The following is an 18,590-nucleotide window of genomic DNA, read 5'->3' as shown; positions in this document are numbered from 1 at the left end:
TTCCTCCTCACTGGCTGCTGAATTGCTGCAGAAGCCAGCCGGTTTGCTGGTTCATGCGGCTCAGGGCCACTTCCATGGCGTCAAATTGCTTGTAGTAACGATCCTCGATGTCCTTAAGCCGGCGGTCCATAGCTTCCATCTGCTTTTCATAGTCTTTGATGCGCTTGGCCAGTACGCTGGTCGTGTCGTCGTCGACCGAGGCCGAAGTGCCGGCTTCGCCTTTGATTTTATCCAGTGCGGTCTTGAGCGTATCGTAGAGCCGGACGGCCACGCCGTCTTGCTCCCGGGCGTCCCCGTTGCTGCTGAAAAGCTTGCTCACAATATCCGGGTCCTCTTCCAGCGCCGCCTTGAGCTTGGTCTCGTCCAGGTACAGCTTGCCGCCTTCCGAATAGTCGCCGGTCGTGATGCCGATGCTGGACAAGCTGGTATATTTGCCGGTCACCCCCTGGACGGGTGTCGCGATATCATAGCGCATTTTGTAGATGACATCCTGGAGAAGCGGGTCGCGGCGCAGCATGCCGCTCTTGGCCAACTTCTCCCAGTCCGTGACCTGGCTCTCGCTCATCTCCTTGCGCTGCTCGTCGGTAAGCGGCAGGTAATCGGGATAGCGCTCCTCTTTCAGTTCGGCGTTAATTTTGTCCAGCGTAGCGTTATACGCCTCGATAAAAGCCTTGACGTTGGCAATCGCTTTGTCGTTGTCGGGCGATACCGCCACCGCGGCCGTTCCCGCCGCCTTCAGGTTGTAGGTAACGCCGGAAATGGTGAAAGTATTGCTTGCCTGCGTGAGGTTTACGCCGTCAAGGGTAAAGATGGCGTCCTGGCCGTGGGCCGTCGGCAAATTGGCCGGCAGCTTCAACTTGTCAATAAACAGCTGCAAAGCGGCGCTGTCGCTGCCGGTCAGATCAAGCGTACCGCTTGTCGCCTGCAGCGTGAATTTCCCGGTTCCGTCATCGAAACTGGCCGCCGCGTCCACCCCGGCGGCATTGATTTTATTGATCACCTGCTGCAGGGTATCGCCGCTATTAAGCGTAATGTTGGCGGTTTTCGCGCCATTAGTAAGCTTAAGGTTGAACGTCGCCGGCAGACCGGTAATCTTACTGGCCAGCACGTCGGTCGACAAAAAGCCGGTACTCTCCGTACTGGTAACCCCGGCGGTCGTCACGCCGGAAACGGTGGCGATTTTCAGTTTGTTTTGCAGAAAATCAACGCCCTTGGCGCTGCTGCCGGTAAAATCAATCCCGGTCGCGGCGCCGGTGCCGGTGGTATATAAGAAAAACCGGTCGAGCGTCGCGTCGTAATTGGCCTTAATATTGACGCCGGCGCTGTTGATGGCACTGACAAACTCATAGATGCTTTTGGTGGGATCGACGGTAATCGTCTTGCTGGTCGTCCCGTTGGTTATCTTAATATCAAACGACCCGCCGGTCAGACCGAACTGGGTAGCCAAAGTATCCTTGCCGGCGCCGGTCGTGATAGGCCCATTGCTGCCCAAGGTCACCCCGCCGGCCAGCTGGGTCACGGTAATGGTGTGGTTGACATTGGCGGCATCGGCGTTGGCCGTGGCCGTCACTACCGCCTCGTTGCCGGACGCCACCTTCTTCGGCGCCAAAGTATTCTGCAGCTTGTAATTAAAGACCGTCGTCTCGCGAAAACTTTTGAGCGTGCTGTACATGGTCGCGTAGTCGGCCTTTTTCCACTCCAGCTGCGTCTTCTTCTGGTATAGTTTATCATACGATGCGCGGCGCGCCTTCATCAGGTCTTTGACCATCTGGTCGACATCTATGCCCGACCCGCTCAGGCCGTAGGTCCGCAGTCCCATCGCTATCGCCTCCTGCTATTATTTAATGGGCCGGTCAGGCCCGCTTATCCAGCAAAAAGCCGACATAGTCCCGGATTTTGGCAATGGTGTCCAACAGTTCGTGCGGCGGAAACTCCTTCAGCACCTTTTGTTCTTTCATATCCACCACCTGGACCATCAGCCGCTGCGTCTTTTCGTGCAGCGCAAACTGAATATTGGTATTGAGCATCTGCATGAACTTGTTCATTTCCTGGGTGATTTCGCTTAATTCGTCGCGGCTAAGCTGCTTTTTCTCCTGGTCGGTTTCCGCCGGCCGCGCCTGACTTCCGGCCTGATCCGCCTTGGGCGCTGCTTCGGCTTTGGGCGCGTTCTCCCCCGGCGCCACGCGCTGGGACGTCAGAACTGCCACTTTATCTATCGGCTTGACGGTTACTTCCATGGACAACACCTCGGCTTGGGGTTAGTTTTCATATGTATTATCGAAAAGTTGGCGGCAAAACTTTAGGGGAAAATGCGCCACTTTTTGCTTTGCGCCTTGACTTGCGCCGTCACGAGAGCATATCCTTAAGCAGCAGTATATTGAGCGCCGTCACCACCGCGGCGACGGTCAACAGCACGATTTTCTGCCAGGTTGAATTGGCGTATTTGCCCATTACCTTCGGCGAAGATGTAAGGTAGACCTGCAAAAACACCGTCAGCGGCAGCTGCATGCTGAGCGCCACTTGCGAGTAAATCAGCCCTTCGAACGGCCGCTCGACGGCCAATAGCGCCGCCAGCGCCCCGCCGTAGGTGATCAGGATGCCGATAAGCGAATGCCGGTCGCGGCTGTCATATGCCTTGCCAAACAGGCCGGCAAAAATGCTGGCCCCCGCCATGCCGGCGGTCGTGGTGGAAGATAGGCCCGAAAATAGCAGTGCCACGGCAAATACGGTCGCCGCCGCGCTGCCCATAAGCGGCCTGAGCAGTTCCTGGGCCTGAACCAGGTCATCGACCGCCGCACCATGGACAAAAAACACGGCGGCGCTGATCAAAATCATCGCACTGTTGATCGCCCATCCGATCCCCATGGACAGCAGCGTATCCAAAAACTCATATTTGAGCTGGCGGCGGATGACCGCCTCGTCCTCAAGGTTCCACTGGCGGCTCTGGATGACCTCGGAATGCAAAAATAAATTGTGCGGCATGACCACCGCGCCCAGCACGCCCATGACAACCGGCAGCGCCCCGGCAGGCAGCGCCGGCGTCACCCAGCCGGCCGCTGCCTGCGTCCAGTCAATGTCCACCAGACTGAGCTCGAACAAAAACGATAAACCAATGAGCGACACAAAACCGATAATAATCTTCTCCAGCCGGTGGTACGAATTGGATAACAACAGCCAACCGCACAGGCCGGCCACCAGCGGCGCCCCCACCTTAAGCGGCAGGCCAACCAGCATATTGAGCGCGATCGCCCCGCCCAAAATCTCGGCCATGGCCGTGGCCACCGCCGCCAACACCGCCGTTGCCAGCGCCGCCCGGGCTACCAGCGGCCGCAGGTGCAGCGCCGCCGCCTCAGCCAAACACAGCCCGGTCACAATCCCCAGGTGCGCCGCATTGTGCTGCAGAATAATCAGCATTATCGTCGACAGCGTTACCATCCACAGCAGTTTATAGCCAAAACCAGCGCCGGCCGCCAGATTGGTCGCCCAGTTGCCCGGGTCGATAAACCCCACCGTTACCAAAATCCCCGGCCCCACATACCGCAAAAAGGCGGGAATGGTTCTTTTGCCAATGTCGTTTTCCATATCGCGCCTCAAAATGTTACATCCTCCCACAGGCTATAATTTTTAGGGCGTGTTTGCTGTTCGATGCATGGTCTTAATATCTTTAGCCCTTACTAATGGCTCTTTATAAATATCAATTCTATTTCTCCCTGCTTTTCTTCCTGCAAGCCGCTGCGCTAATTCTGTACGGCAGTGCACTTCTTGCGAACGTTCAAGCCTGATCCCGGTTTCCGAAAAATTAAGAAAAATAATGCGCCGGTTTATTGACAGGATAATTTTTACAATGCTATGATTATAATTAATACTATACCGGTATAGTATATATTTATATTAAGGAGGCCCCATGCAGCTTAACCAGGCAACCGATTACGCTTTCCGCATTGTGCTCCATCTTGCGTGCCTGCCGTCCGGCCAGGTAGTAAACGGACAAATGCTGGCAGAACAAGAAAATATTCCGCAGCGGTTTTTGCTCAAAATTATGCGGTCCCTTACCCAGGCCGGTCTGATTAAGTCTTACCGCGGCACAGACGGCGGGTTTGCCTTGGCTAGACCGCCGGAGGAAATCACAATCTGGGACGTCATTTGCGCCATGGAGGGCGAGGTCACCATTCACCGCTGCCTCGCCGACCGGACGGCGTGCAACAAGCACTGCGCTCACGAATGTCCCGTCCATGCCGTGCTAGGGCAAATTCAGGCTGAGCTTGCCGCCGCGCTGCGGCAGGCAGATTTTGCTACCCTGGCCTCCCGACGCAGAACTCAGGAGGAAACGGAGGGAAAAAGATGAGTGAACTTTTTTTGGCCCGCTGGCAGTTCGGCATTACTGCGACCTACCATTTTCTGTTCGTGCCGTTAACGCTGGGACTGTCTATTCTCGTTGCTGTCATGGAAATGGTTTATGTGCGTACCGGCAATGAACTGTACAAAAAGCTGGCGCAATTCTGGGGCAAACTGTTTATTATTAATTTCACCATGGGGGTTGTCACCGGTATTGTCCAGGAATTTCACTTTGGCATGAACTGGTCGGAATATTCCCGGTTTATGGGGGATATTTTCGGTGCTCCCCTGGCGCTGGAAGCCCTGACGGCGTTCTTTCTGGAGTCAACTTTTTTAGGGCTATGGATTTTCGGCTGGGATAAGTTGCCGAAAGCCGTACATGCCGCGTGTATCGCCATTGTCGCTTTTTCCAGCAACTTATCAGCCTTCTGGATCCTGGTAGCCAACTCGTTTATGCAGTCGCCCGTAGGCTATACCATCCAAAACGGTCGCGCGGAAATGACCGATTTTTTTGCCCTCATTACCAACCCGTACGTTGCTCACCAGTATCCTCATACTTTTCTGGCCGGGCTGGTCACGGCTGGGGTGTTCGTAATGGCGATCAGCGCCTGGCACTTCTTACGCCAGACCAATCGCGAGTTTTTTCGCGCATCGTTCTCCATGGGGCTGGTATGCACCCTTATCGGCGTCCTGCTGCTTATCGGCAGCGGGCATATGCAGGCCCAGTACCTGGCGAAGGTGCAGCCCATGAAGCTGGCAGCCGCCGAGGCGCTTTGGGAGACGGCGGATCCCGCGCCGTTCACCCTGTTTGCCGCCATTGACGAAAGCAATAAGGCCAATACGGCCGAACTGAAAATTCCCGGCTTGCTGAGCTTCCTGGTCCATAATTCGACCGGCGGTGAGGTAAAAGGCCTGAAGGAGCTGCAGGCTGAGTATGTCCAAAAGTATGGTCCCGGTGATTATATACCTCCCGTTACCCCCGTATTCTGGAGTTTCCGCATCATGGTCGCCGCCGGCGGCTGGCTGGCGGTGCTGGCCGTGGTGAGCGCTTATTTGTGGCGGACCAACCGGCTGGAAAGCAGCCCCAGGGTTCTCAAAGCCATTGTCTGGAGTCTGCCCATTCCCTACATTGCTAATTCCGCCGGCTGGTTTGTCGCCGAGGCCGGTCGTCAGCCATGGATCGTGTACGGTCTCCAGCGGGTTGACCAGGCGGTATCCCCAACCGTTACGGCAGGGGAAATATGGATTACCCTGATAGGGTTTACGGCAGTTTACGGCGTATTGGCCGCCGCTGCAGGTTATCTCATGCGCAAGTTTGCCGTGCAGGGCATGGCGGACCAGGCGCCGGCGGCAGCGCCAAATGCGACAGGGGGGGCGACGTTATGGAACTGAGCGTCCTGTGGTTTATTTTGGTTGCCGTATTGTTTGCCGGCTTTTTCCTGCTCGAAGGGTTTGACTATGGGGTGGGTATTCTGCTTCCATTTCTTGGCAAAAACGACCTGAAGCGCCGGTTGGTTATCAATACCATTGCACCCGTGTGGGACGGCAATGAGGTGTGGATGATCACCGCCGGCGGGGCGCTGTTTGCTGCCTTTCCCCACGTTTATGCCACCCTGTTCAGCGGTTTTTACATGGCCCTCTTCCTCATGCTGCTGGCGTTAATCGTACGGGGGGTGGCGTTTGAATTCCGCAGTAGGGATGACGGCCGCATGTGGCGCCGCGTGTGGGACTTTGGCATCACTTGCGGCAGTGCCGTGCCCGCTTTGCTTTGGGGTGTGGCCGTCGCCAACCTGATCAAAGGCGTTCCCATTAACGCCAAAATGCTCTACGCAGGTACATTTTTTGACCTCCTCAGCCCTTATACACTGGTTGCCGGTGTAGCGTTTTTGCTGGTGTTTACCTTCCACGGCGCTCTCTTCCTTACGTTGAAGCTGGAGGGCGAGTTTATGCTGCGGGCGCGTCAGGCGGCTCTCGTCTTAGGCGTGCCTACCGCCGCTTCTTGCCTTGCTTTGGCAGGGCTGACTTATACCAATACCGACCTGTTTAACAGCACCCTTGCCGGTACAGCCTTCGGCGGGGCTGTCGGCGCATTCGCCCTGGCATATCTGTTTGTCCGAAACCAAAAATGCGGTTGGGCGTTTGGAATGAGCAGCCTGACCATCCTGCTGATAACGGCGGCCTTTTTTGCCGGCCTGTTTCCCCGGCTCATCGTCTCAAGTCTCAATCCTGCCTGGAGTCTGACTATTTACAACGCCGCGTCCACTCCGTATACGCTGAAAATTATGACCATCGCCGCCCTGACGCTCGTCCCCGTTGTCCTGGCGTACCAGGCCTGGACGTACTGGGTATTCCGCAAGCGGGTGTCGCCACAGGACCTTGAATATTAAAGCGGGGTAGCAACTATGGTCAGCAGGCCGCTACTGGGCGAGGCGAAAAAACAGAAAGGGCTGTTGGCCGCCGTTATCGGCCTGGGGCTGGGCGGCGGCCTGCTGGCAATCTGGCAGGCCGCTCTGTTGGCCCAGGTCGTTCATGCCGTTTTTTTGGCGGGGCGTGGGCTGGCGGACATAGAAGGTAGTCTGGCCGTCCTGCTCGCCATCATGGTGGCGCGGGCTGTCCTGCTGGGGTTGGGCGAGACGGCCGCCCACCGGCTGGCAGCGCGGATTAAGGCCGATCTGCGCCAGCGCCTGCTCCACCATCTTCTGGCGCTGGGACCTGTCCGAACGGCGAAGAAAAGTACGGGCGAACTGCTTACATTACTCACTACGGGAATAGAAGACCTTGAGCCTTATTTTGCCCGGTACCTGCCCCAACTGGCAACGGCCGTGCTTGTGCCCCTCGCCGTCCTGTTAACCGTTGCTGCGGAAGATGTCGCGACAGGGCTGCTCCTTTTCGTCACCGCTCCCCTTATTCCCCTTTTTATGATCCTCATCGGCCGGCAGGCCGAGGGGCTAAGTAGGCGCCAGTGGGCCAGGCTTGCCGTGCTCGGCGCTCATTTCTTCGACGTCCTCCAAGGCCTGACCACCCTGAAAATTTTCGGCCGCAGCAAGGATCAGATCGCCGTTATCGCCAGGATGAGCGACGAATTGCGCATAGCGACAATGGCGGTACTGCGCGTAGCCCTTTTGTCCGCCCTTGTTCTGGAACTTGTTACCACGCTGAGTACGGCGGTCGTTGCCGTCACTGTCGGCCTTAAGCTGCTCTACGGGCAGTTGTCCTTCGCTCAGGCCTTCTTTATCCTGCTGCTCGCTCCTGAATTCTATTTGCCGCTCCGGATGCTGGGCGGCCATTTTCACGCCGGTATGGCCGGCAGCGCTGCCGCCGCATCCCTTTTTCAGGAGCTGGAGGCGCCGCTTCCCCGGGAGCAGGTCGGCGGTGAGCCTTTATCCCGGCAAAAAGAGGTGGCCGTGACATTTGATAATGTGTACTATTCTTTTGACGGCGGTGCCCGTCCGGCCTTATGCGGCGTAAGCTTCCCCCTGGAGCCGGGGAAAAAGACAGCCCTGGTCGGACCAAGCGGCGCCGGCAAGACGACGGTGGCCAACCTCCTAATGAAGCTTATTGAACCTGGCCGCGGCGAAATCCGGGTGAACGGCTTGCCCCTCAGCCGTATCCGACGGGCAGACTGGTTAAGTCATGTGGCGTATGTACCCCAGCAGCCCCATATCTTTTCCGGTACAGTGGCCGATAACATCCGCCTGGGCTGTCCGGACGCATCCGGCGCAGCGGTGGAGGAGGCGGCCAGGCAGGCCGGAGCGCACCAGTTTATTAGCAAGCTGCCCCATGGTTACGCCACACTGGTAGGAGAAGGCGGCCGCCCTTTGAGCGGCGGAGAGGCGCAGCGGCTGGCCATTGCCCGCGCCCTGCTGAAAGACGCGCCGGTGGTCATTCTCGATGAACCGACGGCCAACCTTGACCCATACAACGAGGCGGTCATCCAAGCGGCGCTGGAGGAACTGACGCGTGGCCGGACGGTGCTGGTTATTGCGCACCGGTTGACAACGGTGCGCAGCGCCGACCGCATCATTGTCCTGGACCGGGGAATAATCAGCGAGACAGGCACTCACGCCGAATTAATGGCCAGGGGTGGGCTGTACTACCGGCTGGTGTCGGCTTGGCGAGAGGAGGGTTAAATGATGGGTACGGCAGTCAGACTGTTAAAAATCATCATGAGACCGGCGGCAGCTACCATGGCGCTGGCCCTTGTCTTTGCCGTCCTGACGGTGGCCAGCGGCACAGGCTTACTGGCTGCCGCCGCTTTTCTCATTGCCAGTGCCGCCCTTCACCCGCCTTTGTCGGCATTGTCACTGGCCATTGTCGCTGTGCGCTTTTTTGGCCTCTCCCGGGCGGTATTTCGTTATGCGGAGCGGTATTTCGCCCATGATGCCACCCTGCGGTGCTTGAGCCGGATCCGGGTGTGGTTTTTTGCGGCACTTGAGCCGTTGGCTCCCGCCCGGCTGGAAGGTGAAAAGAGTGGCGACCTCATAGGCCGGATGGTAGCCGATGTGGATGTGCTGCAGCATTTTTATATCCGCGTCGTATTGCCGCCTTTAGTGGCGGTGTTGGTGTTGGCCGGCATGTGGCTGTTTTTGGCACCCTTTAACGTCCAGTTTGCTTATATCCTTACCGCCGCCTTTTTAGCCGCCGGACTGTTGCTGCCGTTAGTCATCGGCCGGATCAGTCGTTTTCGCTCCGGTCAGCTGCTTGAGACCAGTGCCCGTTTGAAGGCGGCGCTGGTTGACATGCTGGAGGGGATGACGGAACTGGCCGCTTTTAACCAGATTGAGGCTTATGAGCGGCAGACAGCAAACTTAACCGCCGCTCTGGCTGAAAAGCAGAAAGCGGCCGCCAAGCTCGCGGCGCTGGCCGCTGCCGCCGCCAGTCTGATCATGCATGGCGCCGTATGGGCAACCATCGTCTTGGCGGTTGTTTTGGCGGAAAAGGGGTATTTGGCGAAAGTGTACATCGCTATGCTGGCCCTGGCGGTCCAGGGCAGTTTCGAGGCGGTCATGCCGCTGCCGCTGGCTGCCCATTATCTCGAACACAGCCTGGCCGCCGCCCGCCGCCTGTTCGCCGTCATTGACAAAGGGCCGCCGACAGTTGACGCCGGCACGGTTTGCGCCCGCTCGGCAAACTGCGATATTGTTGTGACAGACCTGTCTTTCCGCTACAGTCCCCAGGCCGCTGATGTTTTGCGCGACATCTCCTTTACCGTACCGGCCGGCGGGCGCATCGCCATTGTCGGTCCGAGCGGCGCCGGCAAAAGCACCGTTGTTTCCCTGCTGCTACGCTTTTGGGATTATGACCGAGGGTCCATCCGCCTGGGCGGCCGGGAACTTAAAACCTATCCGCCAGCGGTACTAAGGGATATGATCGGTGTCGTGCCCCAACGCCCCTATCTGTTTAATGCCAGTATTGAGGACAACATCCGGCTGGCGAAACCGGACGCTACCAGGGAGGAAATTGTCGCGGCCGTACGCCAGGCTGCCTTTGACGGACCGGTAGACACTCTCCCCGACGGGTTGGCCACTATGGTGGGACAAAACGGGCGGGCGTTGTCAGGCGGCCAGCGCCAGCGCGTGGCTATTGCCCGCGTTTTCCTGAAGGGCGCCCCGCTTCTCCTTCTGGATGAACCTACTGCCGGCTTGGACGCCGCTACCGAGCGGGAGGTTCTGGCCGCCCTTGACAAGTTCATGGCCGGACGCACCACTATCTTGATTACTCACCGCTTAATCGGTCTGGAGAATATGGACGAAATACTTGTCCTGTACAGGGGGCGGATTGTGGAGCGCGGCCGCCAGCCAGAGCTGCTTGCCCGCCAGGGGCTGTTCTACCAGATGTGGCGGCTGCAGAACGACCGGCTGATGTGAAACGCAGGCAGCGGTACCAAAAAGTTGCCAGTGCGACGGTTATTGTGACAATATGGCAACATTTACCGTACGCAGGAATTAATTTCTGGCGGCGCGAATTAATTGCGCGAGTAATCTTAGAATTTTAAAGGGGGCTTGTCATGAAGCATATTGCCGTTCTCACCGGCGGCGGCGACTGCCCAGGCCTCAACGCCGTCATCCGCGCCGTAGTACGCACGGCTTCCGGCTACGGGCTTAAAATCACCGGCGTGCGCGACGGCTTCAAAGGCCTGATCCACGGCCACTTGACGCCGCTTGACCTGGCCAGCGCCAGCGGCCTATTACACCGCGGCGGCACCATTTTGGGCACCACCAACCGCGACAACCCCTTCCACTATGCGGTAAAGGAAGGCGGCGAGCTGCGCTACACTGACATGTCCGGCCAGGTCATGGCTAACCTAAAACGCTGGGCCATCGACGGCCTGATCGTCATCGGCGGCGACGGCAGCCTGAGCATCGCCCGCGACTTTCACCGCCTGGGCCTGCCGGTCGTCGGCGTGCCCAAAACAATCGACAATGACCTGTCGGCTACCGATGTTACCTTCGGCTTTGACTCGGCCGTCACCACTGCTGTTGACGCGCTGGACAGACTGCACACTACCGCCGAGTCCCACCATCGCGTCATGCTGCTCGAAGTCATGGGCCGCTACGCCGGCTGGATCGCCCTGCATGCCGGCATTGCCGGCGGCGCCGACGTCATCGTTATCCCCGAAATCCCCTACACCACCACTAAAATTATTGACGCCATCAACCGCCGCCTCACGAGCGGCAAACGCTTCAGCATCATCGTCGTCGCCGAAGGCGCTAAACCAGTCGGCGGCGACTACACTGTCCAGCGCCTCGTCCCCGGCAGCCATGAACAAATCCGCCTTGGCGGCGTCAGCCACCGCATCGCCGCCGAAATCGAAGAACAGACTGGCCTCGAAACGCGCGTCACCATCCTGGGCCATCTCCAGCGCGGCGGCTCGCCCACTCCGCGTGACCGTCTGCTGGCCTCCCGTTTCGGCGTCCATGCCGTAAAAATGCTGATGAGCGGCGAGTTTGGCCGCATGGCCGCCCTCCACGGCGGCGATATCGTCTCCGTTCCCCTTGACGAAGCCACCGGCAAGCTCAAAACCGTGCCCCCCGACTGCCATCTGCTCGCCGAAGCCCGCTGCCTCGGCATCTCGTTCGGCGACTAACCTTTTGCCGTATAAATAAAGCCCATGCCGCGAATTGTCGCTTGGCATGGGCTTTATTTTCACACCGCCAAATCCACCTGTTGAATCACACCGGCCTACGCATCAGCGTCCTGATTTTAACTTCGTGCTCGCCGGCAATCTCAAACACAGATTTTAAGTCGTCACTTATTTTGCGCTCAAGTTCGGATATATCTTGCTTAAGCTCGGTACGAACAGCATCTATTTCATCAATAAGATGCATACGCACTTCAGCCAAATCCTCCTTGGTTGCTGCCCGGGCACTCAGCAGAGCCAAGCTTTCTTCAGTGCGTCTTGCAAACTCCTTGCTGGCAGTACTTACTTTTAAGCCACTTATTTCAGCACCAAAAACCTCAGTTCTATGCAAAATACTTTTAACGATTTGATTGGTTTCATCAAGCTGACCTTCTACCTTGGTTAGCCTGGCATCTGTGCTGCTTACATGCTCTTCTACCTTGGTCAGTCTGGCATCCGTGCTGCTTACATGTTCTTCCACCTTGGTCAGCCGGTTATCGATATGTTTCAGCTGTGTCTTTATGTCACCCACTTCCGCCAATAACCGTTTTTGCCCCTCAAACAGCTGTTTTTGACCTTCAAATAGCTGTTCTTGACCTTCCAACAGTTTCTTTAAAAATTCCTCCATTCCACTCCCCACCTACGCAAAAATCCTGTTTCTAATATAACATCTTTTGCTAAGACAAGCCACTTGCTTTTGCATCTATTTAACTCGCACGAAAATCCCAGACCCTTGATTTATCTAGCCTATAAAATCGGCTCCGGAAACGTCAACTGCTTGGTAAACTACCTGCTGCTCATTGATGAAAACAACTGGTATGTGACTGCTTGACTAATATGAAACTGTGTACTTTTTCATTAATACTCGCCAGCTCGAGTCCGCTCTGTCAAGCACGATGTGATAATTTAGGGCCGTCACCTATATTTAACAATTAAACTCATGATCGCGTTTAATCGGCAACCCATTCAAGTTCAAGAACCGTCCCTCATTGGCCCATTGGCTTTGGCCTCCCGAGCCTCATGCCAAGCCTCGCGCGCTAGTTCCAGCACGCGCTTTTCCATCTTGGCCCGCGGGTCGCTAATCAGCCGGCCAAAGTAACTAAGCGCCTTGTCGTAATCTCCGGTGCGCCGGGCCAATTCCCCTACCAGGTACATCAGGGTAATTTCCGACATATTGCCGGCAGGCAGACGTTCCCGGAACAAAGCCTGCTCGTAGTGCTCCAATGCTTTCTTGAGCGCGGCCTGCTCACTTGCCGTCTCCCCGGCTTCCCGGTACAGCCAGGCCAGTTTAAGGCACAACCCGCCTTGGCGAGAATGCTCGGCGTCGATCAGGCCGGCATAGAATATCGCCAGCTTGAAGGTGGCTATTGCCTGCTCGCGCGTCCGCTCCCCGGCAAAATTTACTTTAACCTCACGCCCGCGCAAAAAAGCACGCACCTTTTCCTGTCCGGCCGGTGGCAGGCTGGCAAACCAGCTTTCCGGCGCGGCATAGCCGCAGTGCGGGCACACCCAGATGTCGTAGTAATAAGGGTTGATATCCTTATAATAAGTGCAAAAATCGCTGTCCTGCCGCAGCACCACCAACCGGCTGCGCACTCTGGTGACCGTGAAGGTTTTTTCACATACCGGACAGGGTTTTTCCGTATCATACAAGAGCGACGCCGCCATGCACCATCCTCCTCTCCCGACCGCACCGCCAAAATAAGTCAATTTTCAAAATAAGTCAAGCCTGACCCTAATCAAGGCTGTTGCTGCGCGCACAAAATAGGCTTTTACCGTTTCCCAGTCGCAACTTGCCAGCATCATTGGCATGACCTCTTTTTCGGCGTCATCGAAATAGGTCAGGCTCTTAAGCAGTCGCTCAGCGCCCCCGGGTCAAAGTCAGACGGGCAAAACCAGGCAAAATCCTCCGACATCCGGTGACCGAGCAGCAGCGCCAGCGCCGTGCCCCCCGCAAGATAACTGCCTGGTAGTGGCAACGCCGCGGCTAGGCGCTTTAATAAATCCCGTCGATCTGCGTCGAGTACCTGCCAAAACACGCCATCTCCTCCTCCGCCAGGCCGAAAAACGCCTGCCAGCAGCGCGCCGTCTTTTTCGTCAGCCGTCGGCTGGTCCGTACCACCTGGCAAATCTCCGCCGCCGTAAACGTGCGCCACAGCCAGGCCAAATCTTCCATGTCGCCCATATTAAGCACCCGCTCGACAATAAAATCCCGGTGCAAATGGCAGTTGACACTAGCAAAATCAACATCCCAAAACAGCCGTTTCATCCTTTCCGGCAGCCTTGCTTGAGCCACAGCCGCGTTCCCTCCTGCCGCCAAATCTTCCTTATTAAATTAATTATGCCACATTCACCGTCTGGCCAATCAGCGGCAAATAAGCCATAAAATAAGTCAAGCCTGACCCAGATGCACAATCGATAAACCAGTAACCATCCTTGTTATATATTCAGCTGCCAGCCGGCGATGACAATACTGGGCGGAAGCTTCCGCACACAACAAGCAACTATCATTAAAAATTGCTGCATCAAGCTTGGCCAAGGGCTGCCGCTCGACCAGCAAAGCCAAATATTGCTTTTCATATTCACGCCAATTAATTTTTTTGTTTTTGTAGTCATCCATAATCGTTTTGGTAGGGGCAAACTCAGGTAAATAAATGTATTCAATATCGGCAATTTCCTTTAAAAAATATTCAAGATCAGGCATTTTCGTAAAGCCAGCTAACTGCGAGTTATTATTCAACCGAATATCAATAAGCCTTTTGACACCATTATCCATCAATAACCCGAAAAACTGGCGCGCACTCTTCTGGCTAAACCCTATGGTATATAAAGTCCCTTCCGCCATCGCCGCCCTCCTTATCTCCTGACAAAGCAATATTGGTCCTATATTTTTATTATCCCTACCCATATTATACCATAAACTGGCTGCACTAGCCGACAAGGTTACACCAAGCGGTAGCGGCGCCAAAATATTATCCGGTGCCTTCCGCGGCGCACCGAAGATTACTATTTAACCGCGCAAATGCCAGTTGTATAATTAAGTTATAGGCCTAGTTGAGTACCGCCACCCAAGACCGTAGTTAATCAGGCTTATGCCGCAAAGCAGGAGGTAAGTATGGAAGAATTATTAAAACAGCTGCTTGCTGGGCAACAACAGCTTGTCGAACGTTTCAACCAAACCGAAGCAAACATGGCTACAATGCAGCAAACGATTGCGACAATCCAGGAAACAATAACGCTAATGCAAGCCCGCATGGCCACCAAGGACGATATCGCCAACATGGCTACCAAGGACGACATCGCCAACATGGCCACCAAGGACGACATCGCCAACATGGCCACCAAAGACGATATCGCAAAGCTTGATGTCAAAATCGACAACCTCAATACCAAGGTAGAAAGCCTAGACGTGAGGGTCGATAACCTTGATGCAAGGGTCGAAAAACTTGATGCCAAAATCGATGCCGTCAAAAACGAACTAAAAGCCGATATCGCCCAATTAGACGCCAAACTCGAACATTATGCCAATATCCAGCAACAAGACGTCTACCACTTGCTGCGGCTGATGAACAACAAACTTGACGACTTATACGAAAATATAAAATCGGTCGCCGAAATTACCGGCGACCACGAAATGCGCATCCGTACCCTTTCCCGCCGGCCAGTATAAAAGGCCGGCTAATTTATTTATTCTTTGGTTCGCCTACCTCATACTTCATACCTCATACTTCATACCTCATACCTATATTATACCATAATCTAGCTGTATTAACCGGCAAAGCCGCACCAAGCGCTTCAGGCACTTACCCCGTGTTGCCGTCGTCCCCCCTTTGTCCAACGCCCCCGGTGTCCAGCAATTAAGCCCATGACCGCGTTTAATCTGCAGCCATGGGCTTTTAATTTTGTGGAAATATTTAACATTGTCATGAGAACCGTCCCTCTGACAATCTACTATGATCTGTTCAATTCAGTTCTTTACCGTTCATCCAAAGCTCATTCTCACTCAAATCAATTTCATCATTCCAGCTTACGCCGTAGCCACCGCCATCTACTTGAACCGCACGAAAAATCCCTTTATCCTTTAAAGCAGAAAACCTTGGTTCATCAAGCTTAGACTTCATATCATAAATTTTTACTACACCATTATTAAATGCAACCTTCAAAACAAACTCTTCACAAGGCTGAACCCATTTGATGCGAGGTACCATAATACTCCCCCCTAGTCAAGGCCATCAAGCTTTTGAAACTCTTGAGTCTGCCACATCTTTAACAGTGCTTCATGGTTTTTCGTCGCCCACTCTACAACCAAACTTTGGGCTCTGCCAGGCAAGTCACCTTCAATAACCGACAAGCTACTCACTCTCCTAATTTCATTATACCAAAAAACTAAAAACAAATATACTGATTAACTGCTAGCGATAGTGTCAAGACATTGTAGGATTTTTTTACAAGACATACCATCACGGGTGAGTTAACATAATATTAGGCATAGGCAAGCGAAAGCTCCCGCAAGGACTTATACAAGAAGTTTTTCGGCCCCTTTAATACAGGAATATTGTCATGTGTTTCGCAGGTTGCCTTTGTTTTCTTTTGCCGTTCAACTTCTACAGTTTCTGCCGGGCTTGTTGTCATTATCTCAATTCTACAATTTGTGCGTTGTTGTCTTAGATATTCCTCGGCTACTGACTGACCATTTGCCTGACATACGCGTATGTATGCCATATGCTTGGCGCCTTCTCGGCTCCACCCCATCGGCCGGCTGCTCATGCGCGCCGATAATACATGGCTGATATGCGCTTCAGGCACTTACCCCGTATTGCCGTCGTCCCCCCGTTGTCTCGCCCTCCGTTGTCTTGACTTTTTACTTTTTTCGGCTAAAATAAAATTAGATTTTAAAAAAGTCGGAGCTGGTAAGTGATGTATATAACCCGTGCTATGGAAGAAACGGTACTTGCCATACAAAACAGCTTCCCCATCCTATTGATCACAGGACCCAGGCAAGTCGGAAAAACCACTATGTTGAAAAAACTAAGTGACAGCAAAAGAAAATATGTAACCCTCGACGACCCGCTGATCAGGGAACTGGCAATAACGGATCCTGCTTTATTTTTGCAAAGGTTTGAACCGCCGGTAATTATTGACGAAATTCAATATGCCCCCCAACTTCTAACGTATATAAAAATGTACGTTGACCAAAACGGAAGAAATGGTGATTTTTGGCTCACAGGATCGCAAATATTCCATTTAATGAAAAACGTAAGCGAATCCCTTGCCGGACGCGTAGGAATTTTAAATATGCTTGGACTTTCAAACAGCGAAATAACCAACCGACCGTCTTCGCCCTTTAAAACCCAACCAAATGAACTAATAAAAAAATCAAAATTGGCCAAACCCCAAAAGCTTGGCCAAATTTTCGAAAGGATTTTCAAAGGAGGCATGCCGGCCCTTTACGCCAACAAAACCGCCGGCGTCGAAATATTTTTTTCTTCATATGTACAGACCTATCTGCAGCGGGATATAAGAGACTTGACGCAAGTAGGAGATGATCAGGCTTTTTTTAGGTTTTTGTCTTGCGTTGCCGCCAGAACAAGTCAAATCGTAAATTATGCCGACATGGCAAAAGATGTCGGCATCAGTCCGCCCACGGCCAAACACTGGCTATCCATTCTAGTAACCTCGGGCGTAGTTTTTTTATTGGAGCCATATTTCAATAACGCCCTTAAACGACTAATCAAGTCGCCAAAAATGTATTTTCTGGATACCGGGCTATGTGCCTATTTGACCAGGTGGACTTCGCCCGAGGCCCTAGAAGCCGGGGCAATGTCCGGTGCGTTTTTTGAAACCTGGGTTGTCGGCGAAATCGTAAAAAGTTATTTAAATGCCGGAAGAAGACCGCCGTTATACTACTATCGGGATAAAGATCAACGGGAAATTGATCTTATAATCAACGAAAACGATACTCTCTACCCCATAGAAATAAAAAAGAGCGCCGGGCCGAGCAAAAACGCGGTTAAAAACTTTGAAATCCTGCACAAGTATGGGCTCAAAGTCGGCCCCGGAAGCGTCATATGCCTGTCAAACGATCTGCTGCCCATTGATGAAAATAACTGGTATGTGCCGGCTTGGCTAATATGAAACTGTGTACTTTTCGTTTAATGCCCGCCAGCTCAGGTCCGCTCCGCCAAGCACGATGTGACAATTTAGGACCGTCCCCATTGTCCAACAATTAAGCCCATGACCGCGTTTAATCGGCAGCCACGGGCTTTTAATTTTTTATGGAAATATTTAACATTGTCACGAGAACCGTCCCTCTGGCAACTAGCTATTAAATAATGCCGCCTTCCAGGCCTGATAAGCTGGCACTAGCCGGTCATTGAGCGCTGCCTGAATAGCTGGCGCCTGGCCGCTCGCGGCGATTTTGTCAAATTCATCATACGCCGCCGCGAAGGCGCGGGTCGCCTCGACAATGCGTTGACGGTCGCTGTCTGACGTGACATAGTACTCCCAGTTATCCGCCAACGCGGCTACCGCCAACAAAAAGTCGCGAAACAGCGGCCAGAAGTCTTCCACCCGCAGTTCCGTCAGCTGCTTGTCCATGTGCGCCAATGCCTCGTCGACAGTGGCGATGAGTTCGAGCGCTTTTTGTGTGACTTCGCCGCGCTTTATGTCGGCATCGTGCATAACGGCATCAACGCCCCTACTTTCCGTTTACCACTGTCCACTTTCCGCTTTGCGCAAATAAGTCAATTTTTTAAACAAGTCAAGCCTGACCCCCGCGACCGTGACCCCCGCGATCACCAAAAGGGTCATTTTTCATTGCCCTTGACAAACGTCACAGATAACAAATAAACGAGGGCGGCATTTCAGAGATGAGTTAGCTCACATTTGTGAGCAACTAACACCATGAGCCACACCCTCGTCTATATTTAACTATATCACTTTTTGAGAAGGTGGCTACCTTCTTCTATGGTAGACCCCGCCATTACCGGAAACAGTAGACCTCACAGGTTACGATAACCGTCCCTGTGGCAACTGTACTCTGATTTTCCATAAAGCCATCGGATGATTCTTAATCCTGTTTACAATATCAGCATTGTCAAATAATAATTCCGGAAAATACTCTTTATCCTTGAAT

The 18,590-nt window shown here is 54.0% G+C and carries 20 protein-coding genes and 1 pseudogene; 8 read left to right on the top strand and 13 right to left on the bottom strand.

What is annotated here, in order from left to right; all coding sequences use genetic code 11:
- Positions 1-7: 7 nt before the first annotated feature.
- The 3 genes from fliD to BLQ99_RS10660 all read right to left on the bottom strand — a co-directional run bounded on the left by fliD (position 8) and on the right by BLQ99_RS10660 (position 3,594).
- A complete protein-coding gene (fliD, locus tag BLQ99_RS10670) occupies positions 8-1,819 on the bottom strand; it encodes a flagellar filament capping protein FliD (RefSeq protein ID WP_093690827.1) in 1,812 nt (603 codons plus the stop codon).
- Between the two features lie 34 nt (positions 1,820-1,853).
- The gene (locus BLQ99_RS10665) at positions 1,854-2,237 is read right to left on the bottom strand and encodes a flagellar protein FlaG (protein WP_093690825.1); all 384 of its coding nucleotides are present in this window, start codon (positions 2,235-2,237) and stop codon (positions 1,854-1,856) included.
- A 109-nt stretch (positions 2,238-2,346) separates the two neighbouring features.
- A complete protein-coding gene (locus tag BLQ99_RS10660) occupies positions 2,347-3,594 on the bottom strand; it encodes an Nramp family divalent metal transporter (protein ID WP_245690431.1) in 1,248 nt (415 codons plus the stop codon).
- Positions 3,595-3,904: 310 nt separating this feature from the next.
- On the opposite strand from BLQ99_RS10660, the gene BLQ99_RS10655 reads away from it, so the two are divergent.
- The 6 genes from BLQ99_RS10655 to BLQ99_RS10630 all read left to right on the top strand — a co-directional run bounded on the left by BLQ99_RS10655 (position 3,905) and on the right by BLQ99_RS10630 (position 11,422).
- A complete protein-coding gene (locus BLQ99_RS10655) occupies positions 3,905-4,345 on the top strand; it encodes an RrF2 family transcriptional regulator (protein WP_093690823.1) in 441 nt (146 codons plus the stop codon).
- Complete coding sequence (locus BLQ99_RS10650) at positions 4,342-5,727, top strand: cytochrome ubiquinol oxidase subunit I (RefSeq protein WP_093690821.1); 1,386 nt, start codon at positions 4,342-4,344, stop codon at positions 5,725-5,727. Before BLQ99_RS10655 ends, BLQ99_RS10650 begins: the two co-directional genes overlap by 4 nt.
- Positions 5,718-6,722 carry a cytochrome d ubiquinol oxidase subunit II gene (gene cydB / locus BLQ99_RS10645; RefSeq protein ID WP_093690819.1) on the top strand — a complete coding sequence of 335 codons (1,005 nt, stop codon included), beginning with the start codon at positions 5,718-5,720 and terminating at the stop codon, positions 6,720-6,722. Before BLQ99_RS10650 ends, cydB begins: the two co-directional genes overlap by 10 nt.
- A 15-nt stretch (positions 6,723-6,737) precedes the next feature.
- A complete protein-coding gene (gene cydD, locus BLQ99_RS10640) occupies positions 6,738-8,465 on the top strand; it encodes a thiol reductant ABC exporter subunit CydD (protein ID WP_093690817.1) in 1,728 nt (575 codons plus the stop codon).
- On the top strand, positions 8,466-10,202 hold the full coding sequence (gene cydC / locus BLQ99_RS10635) for a thiol reductant ABC exporter subunit CydC (protein ID WP_245690429.1): 1,737 nt from the start codon (positions 8,466-8,468) through the stop codon (positions 10,200-10,202).
- 140 nt (positions 10,203-10,342) lie between these two features.
- The gene (locus BLQ99_RS10630) at positions 10,343-11,422 is read left to right on the top strand and encodes a 6-phosphofructokinase (RefSeq protein WP_093690815.1); all 1,080 of its coding nucleotides are present in this window, start codon (positions 10,343-10,345) and stop codon (positions 11,420-11,422) included.
- Between the two features lie 85 nt (positions 11,423-11,507).
- Here BLQ99_RS10630 and BLQ99_RS10625 read toward each other — a convergent pair whose 3' ends face one another.
- The 5 genes from BLQ99_RS10625 to BLQ99_RS10605 all read right to left on the bottom strand — a co-directional run bounded on the left by BLQ99_RS10625 (position 11,508) and on the right by BLQ99_RS10605 (position 14,300).
- A complete protein-coding gene (locus BLQ99_RS10625; RefSeq protein ID WP_093690813.1) occupies positions 11,508-12,083 on the bottom strand; it encodes a coiled-coil domain-containing protein in 576 nt (191 codons plus the stop codon).
- A 344-nt stretch (positions 12,084-12,427) separates the two neighbouring features.
- Entirely contained in the window at positions 12,428-13,123 is a 696-nt protein-coding gene (locus BLQ99_RS10620) for a DUF2225 domain-containing protein (RefSeq protein ID WP_093690811.1), read from the bottom strand.
- Between the two features lie 173 nt (positions 13,124-13,296).
- Positions 13,297-13,494, bottom strand: coding sequence for a nucleotidyl transferase AbiEii/AbiGii toxin family protein (locus BLQ99_RS15080; protein ID WP_093690809.1), 198 nt, complete (start codon positions 13,492-13,494; stop codon positions 13,297-13,299).
- A complete protein-coding gene (locus BLQ99_RS10610; protein ID WP_093690807.1) occupies positions 13,452-13,751 on the bottom strand; it encodes a DUF6922 domain-containing protein in 300 nt (99 codons plus the stop codon). Before BLQ99_RS10610 ends, BLQ99_RS15080 begins: the two co-directional genes overlap by 43 nt.
- Positions 13,752-13,847: 96 nt before the next feature.
- Positions 13,848-14,300, bottom strand: a complete 453-nt coding sequence (locus tag BLQ99_RS10605; RefSeq protein ID WP_093690805.1) for a DUF488 domain-containing protein — start codon at positions 14,298-14,300, stop codon at positions 13,848-13,850.
- 270 nt (positions 14,301-14,570) lie between these two features.
- Here BLQ99_RS10605 and BLQ99_RS15075 point away from each other — a divergent pair, with 270 nt between their 5' ends.
- Entirely contained in the window at positions 14,571-15,125 is a 555-nt protein-coding gene (locus BLQ99_RS15075; protein ID WP_216093663.1) for a coiled-coil domain-containing protein, read from the top strand.
- Positions 15,126-15,417: 292 nt separating this feature from the next.
- On the opposite strand, the gene BLQ99_RS10595 is transcribed toward BLQ99_RS15075, so the two are convergent.
- The 4 genes and pseudogenes from BLQ99_RS10595 to BLQ99_RS15435 form a co-directional block, all read right to left on the bottom strand.
- Complete coding sequence (locus tag BLQ99_RS10595) at positions 15,418-15,663, bottom strand: DUF2442 domain-containing protein (protein WP_093690803.1); 246 nt, start codon at positions 15,661-15,663, stop codon at positions 15,418-15,420.
- 11 nt (positions 15,664-15,674) lie between these two features.
- Positions 15,675-15,806 carry a DUF4160 domain-containing protein gene (locus tag BLQ99_RS14805; protein ID WP_171904661.1) on the bottom strand — a complete coding sequence of 44 codons (132 nt, stop codon included), beginning with the start codon at positions 15,804-15,806 and terminating at the stop codon, positions 15,675-15,677.
- Positions 15,807-15,937: 131 nt separating this feature from the next.
- Complete coding sequence (locus BLQ99_RS10590; protein WP_425440876.1) at positions 15,938-16,177, bottom strand: hypothetical protein; 240 nt, start codon at positions 16,175-16,177, stop codon at positions 15,938-15,940.
- A pseudogene (locus BLQ99_RS15435) lies at positions 16,174-16,258 on the bottom strand (hypothetical protein); the annotation flags it as partial. The pseudogene BLQ99_RS15435 and the gene BLQ99_RS10590, both read right to left, overlap by 4 nt.
- Positions 16,259-16,390: 132 nt before the next feature.
- On the opposite strand from BLQ99_RS15435, the gene BLQ99_RS10585 reads away from it, so the two are divergent.
- Entirely contained in the window at positions 16,391-17,590 is a 1,200-nt protein-coding gene (locus tag BLQ99_RS10585; RefSeq protein ID WP_245690427.1) for an ATP-binding protein, read from the top strand.
- Positions 17,591-17,773: 183 nt separating this feature from the next.
- On the opposite strand, the gene BLQ99_RS10580 is transcribed toward BLQ99_RS10585, so the two are convergent.
- Complete coding sequence (locus BLQ99_RS10580; protein WP_093690799.1) at positions 17,774-18,136, bottom strand: DUF8042 domain-containing protein; 363 nt, start codon at positions 18,134-18,136, stop codon at positions 17,774-17,776.
- Between the last annotated feature and the right edge of the window lie 454 nt (positions 18,137-18,590).

The organism is Sporolituus thermophilus DSM 23256 (assembly GCF_900102435.1).
GTDB classification, from domain to species: domain Bacteria; phylum Bacillota; class Negativicutes; order Sporomusales; family Thermosinaceae; genus Thermosinus; species Thermosinus thermophilus.
The sequence above is the reverse complement of the archived record's forward strand: the minus strand, read 5'-3'. Positions and strand labels throughout refer to the sequence as shown.

Excerpts from the sequence above, each read along its gene's own strand:
- fliD (WP_093690827.1), bottom strand. The coding sequence starts at position 1,819 with ATGGGACTGCGGACCTACGGCCTGAGCGGGTCGGGCATAGATGTCGAC.
- BLQ99_RS10665 (WP_093690825.1), bottom strand. The coding sequence starts at position 2,237 with ATGGAAGTAACCGTCAAGCCGATAGATAAAGTGGCAGTTCTGACGTCC.
- BLQ99_RS10655 (WP_093690823.1), top strand. The coding sequence starts at position 3,905 with ATGCAGCTTAACCAGGCAACCGATTACGCTTTCCGCATTGTGCTCCAT.
- BLQ99_RS10650 (WP_093690821.1), top strand. The coding sequence starts at position 4,342 with ATGAGTGAACTTTTTTTGGCCCGCTGGCAGTTCGGCATTACTGCGACC.
- cydB (WP_093690819.1), top strand. The coding sequence starts at position 5,718 with ATGGAACTGAGCGTCCTGTGGTTTATTTTGGTTGCCGTATTGTTTGCC.
- cydD (WP_093690817.1), top strand. The coding sequence starts at position 6,738 with ATGGTCAGCAGGCCGCTACTGGGCGAGGCGAAAAAACAGAAAGGGCTG.
- cydC (WP_245690429.1), top strand. The coding sequence starts at position 8,466 with ATGATGGGTACGGCAGTCAGACTGTTAAAAATCATCATGAGACCGGCG.
- BLQ99_RS10630 (WP_093690815.1), top strand. The coding sequence starts at position 10,343 with ATGAAGCATATTGCCGTTCTCACCGGCGGCGGCGACTGCCCAGGCCTC.
- BLQ99_RS10625 (WP_093690813.1), bottom strand. The coding sequence starts at position 12,083 with ATGGAGGAATTTTTAAAGAAACTGTTGGAAGGTCAAGAACAGCTATTT.
- BLQ99_RS10620 (WP_093690811.1), bottom strand. The coding sequence starts at position 13,123 with ATGGCGGCGTCGCTCTTGTATGATACGGAAAAACCCTGTCCGGTATGT.
- BLQ99_RS10605 (WP_093690805.1), bottom strand. The coding sequence starts at position 14,300 with ATGGCGGAAGGGACTTTATATACCATAGGGTTTAGCCAGAAGAGTGCG.
- BLQ99_RS15075 (WP_216093663.1), top strand. The coding sequence starts at position 14,571 with ATGGAAGAATTATTAAAACAGCTGCTTGCTGGGCAACAACAGCTTGTC.
- BLQ99_RS10595 (WP_093690803.1), bottom strand. The coding sequence starts at position 15,663 with ATGGTACCTCGCATCAAATGGGTTCAGCCTTGTGAAGAGTTTGTTTTG.
- BLQ99_RS10590 (WP_425440876.1), bottom strand. The coding sequence starts at position 16,177 with ATGGCATACATACGCGTATGTCAGGCAAATGGTCAGTCAGTAGCCGAG.
- BLQ99_RS10585 (WP_245690427.1), top strand. The coding sequence starts at position 16,391 with ATGGAAGAAACGGTACTTGCCATACAAAACAGCTTCCCCATCCTATTG.
- BLQ99_RS10580 (WP_093690799.1), bottom strand. The coding sequence starts at position 18,136 with ATGCACGATGCCGACATAAAGCGCGGCGAAGTCACACAAAAAGCGCTC.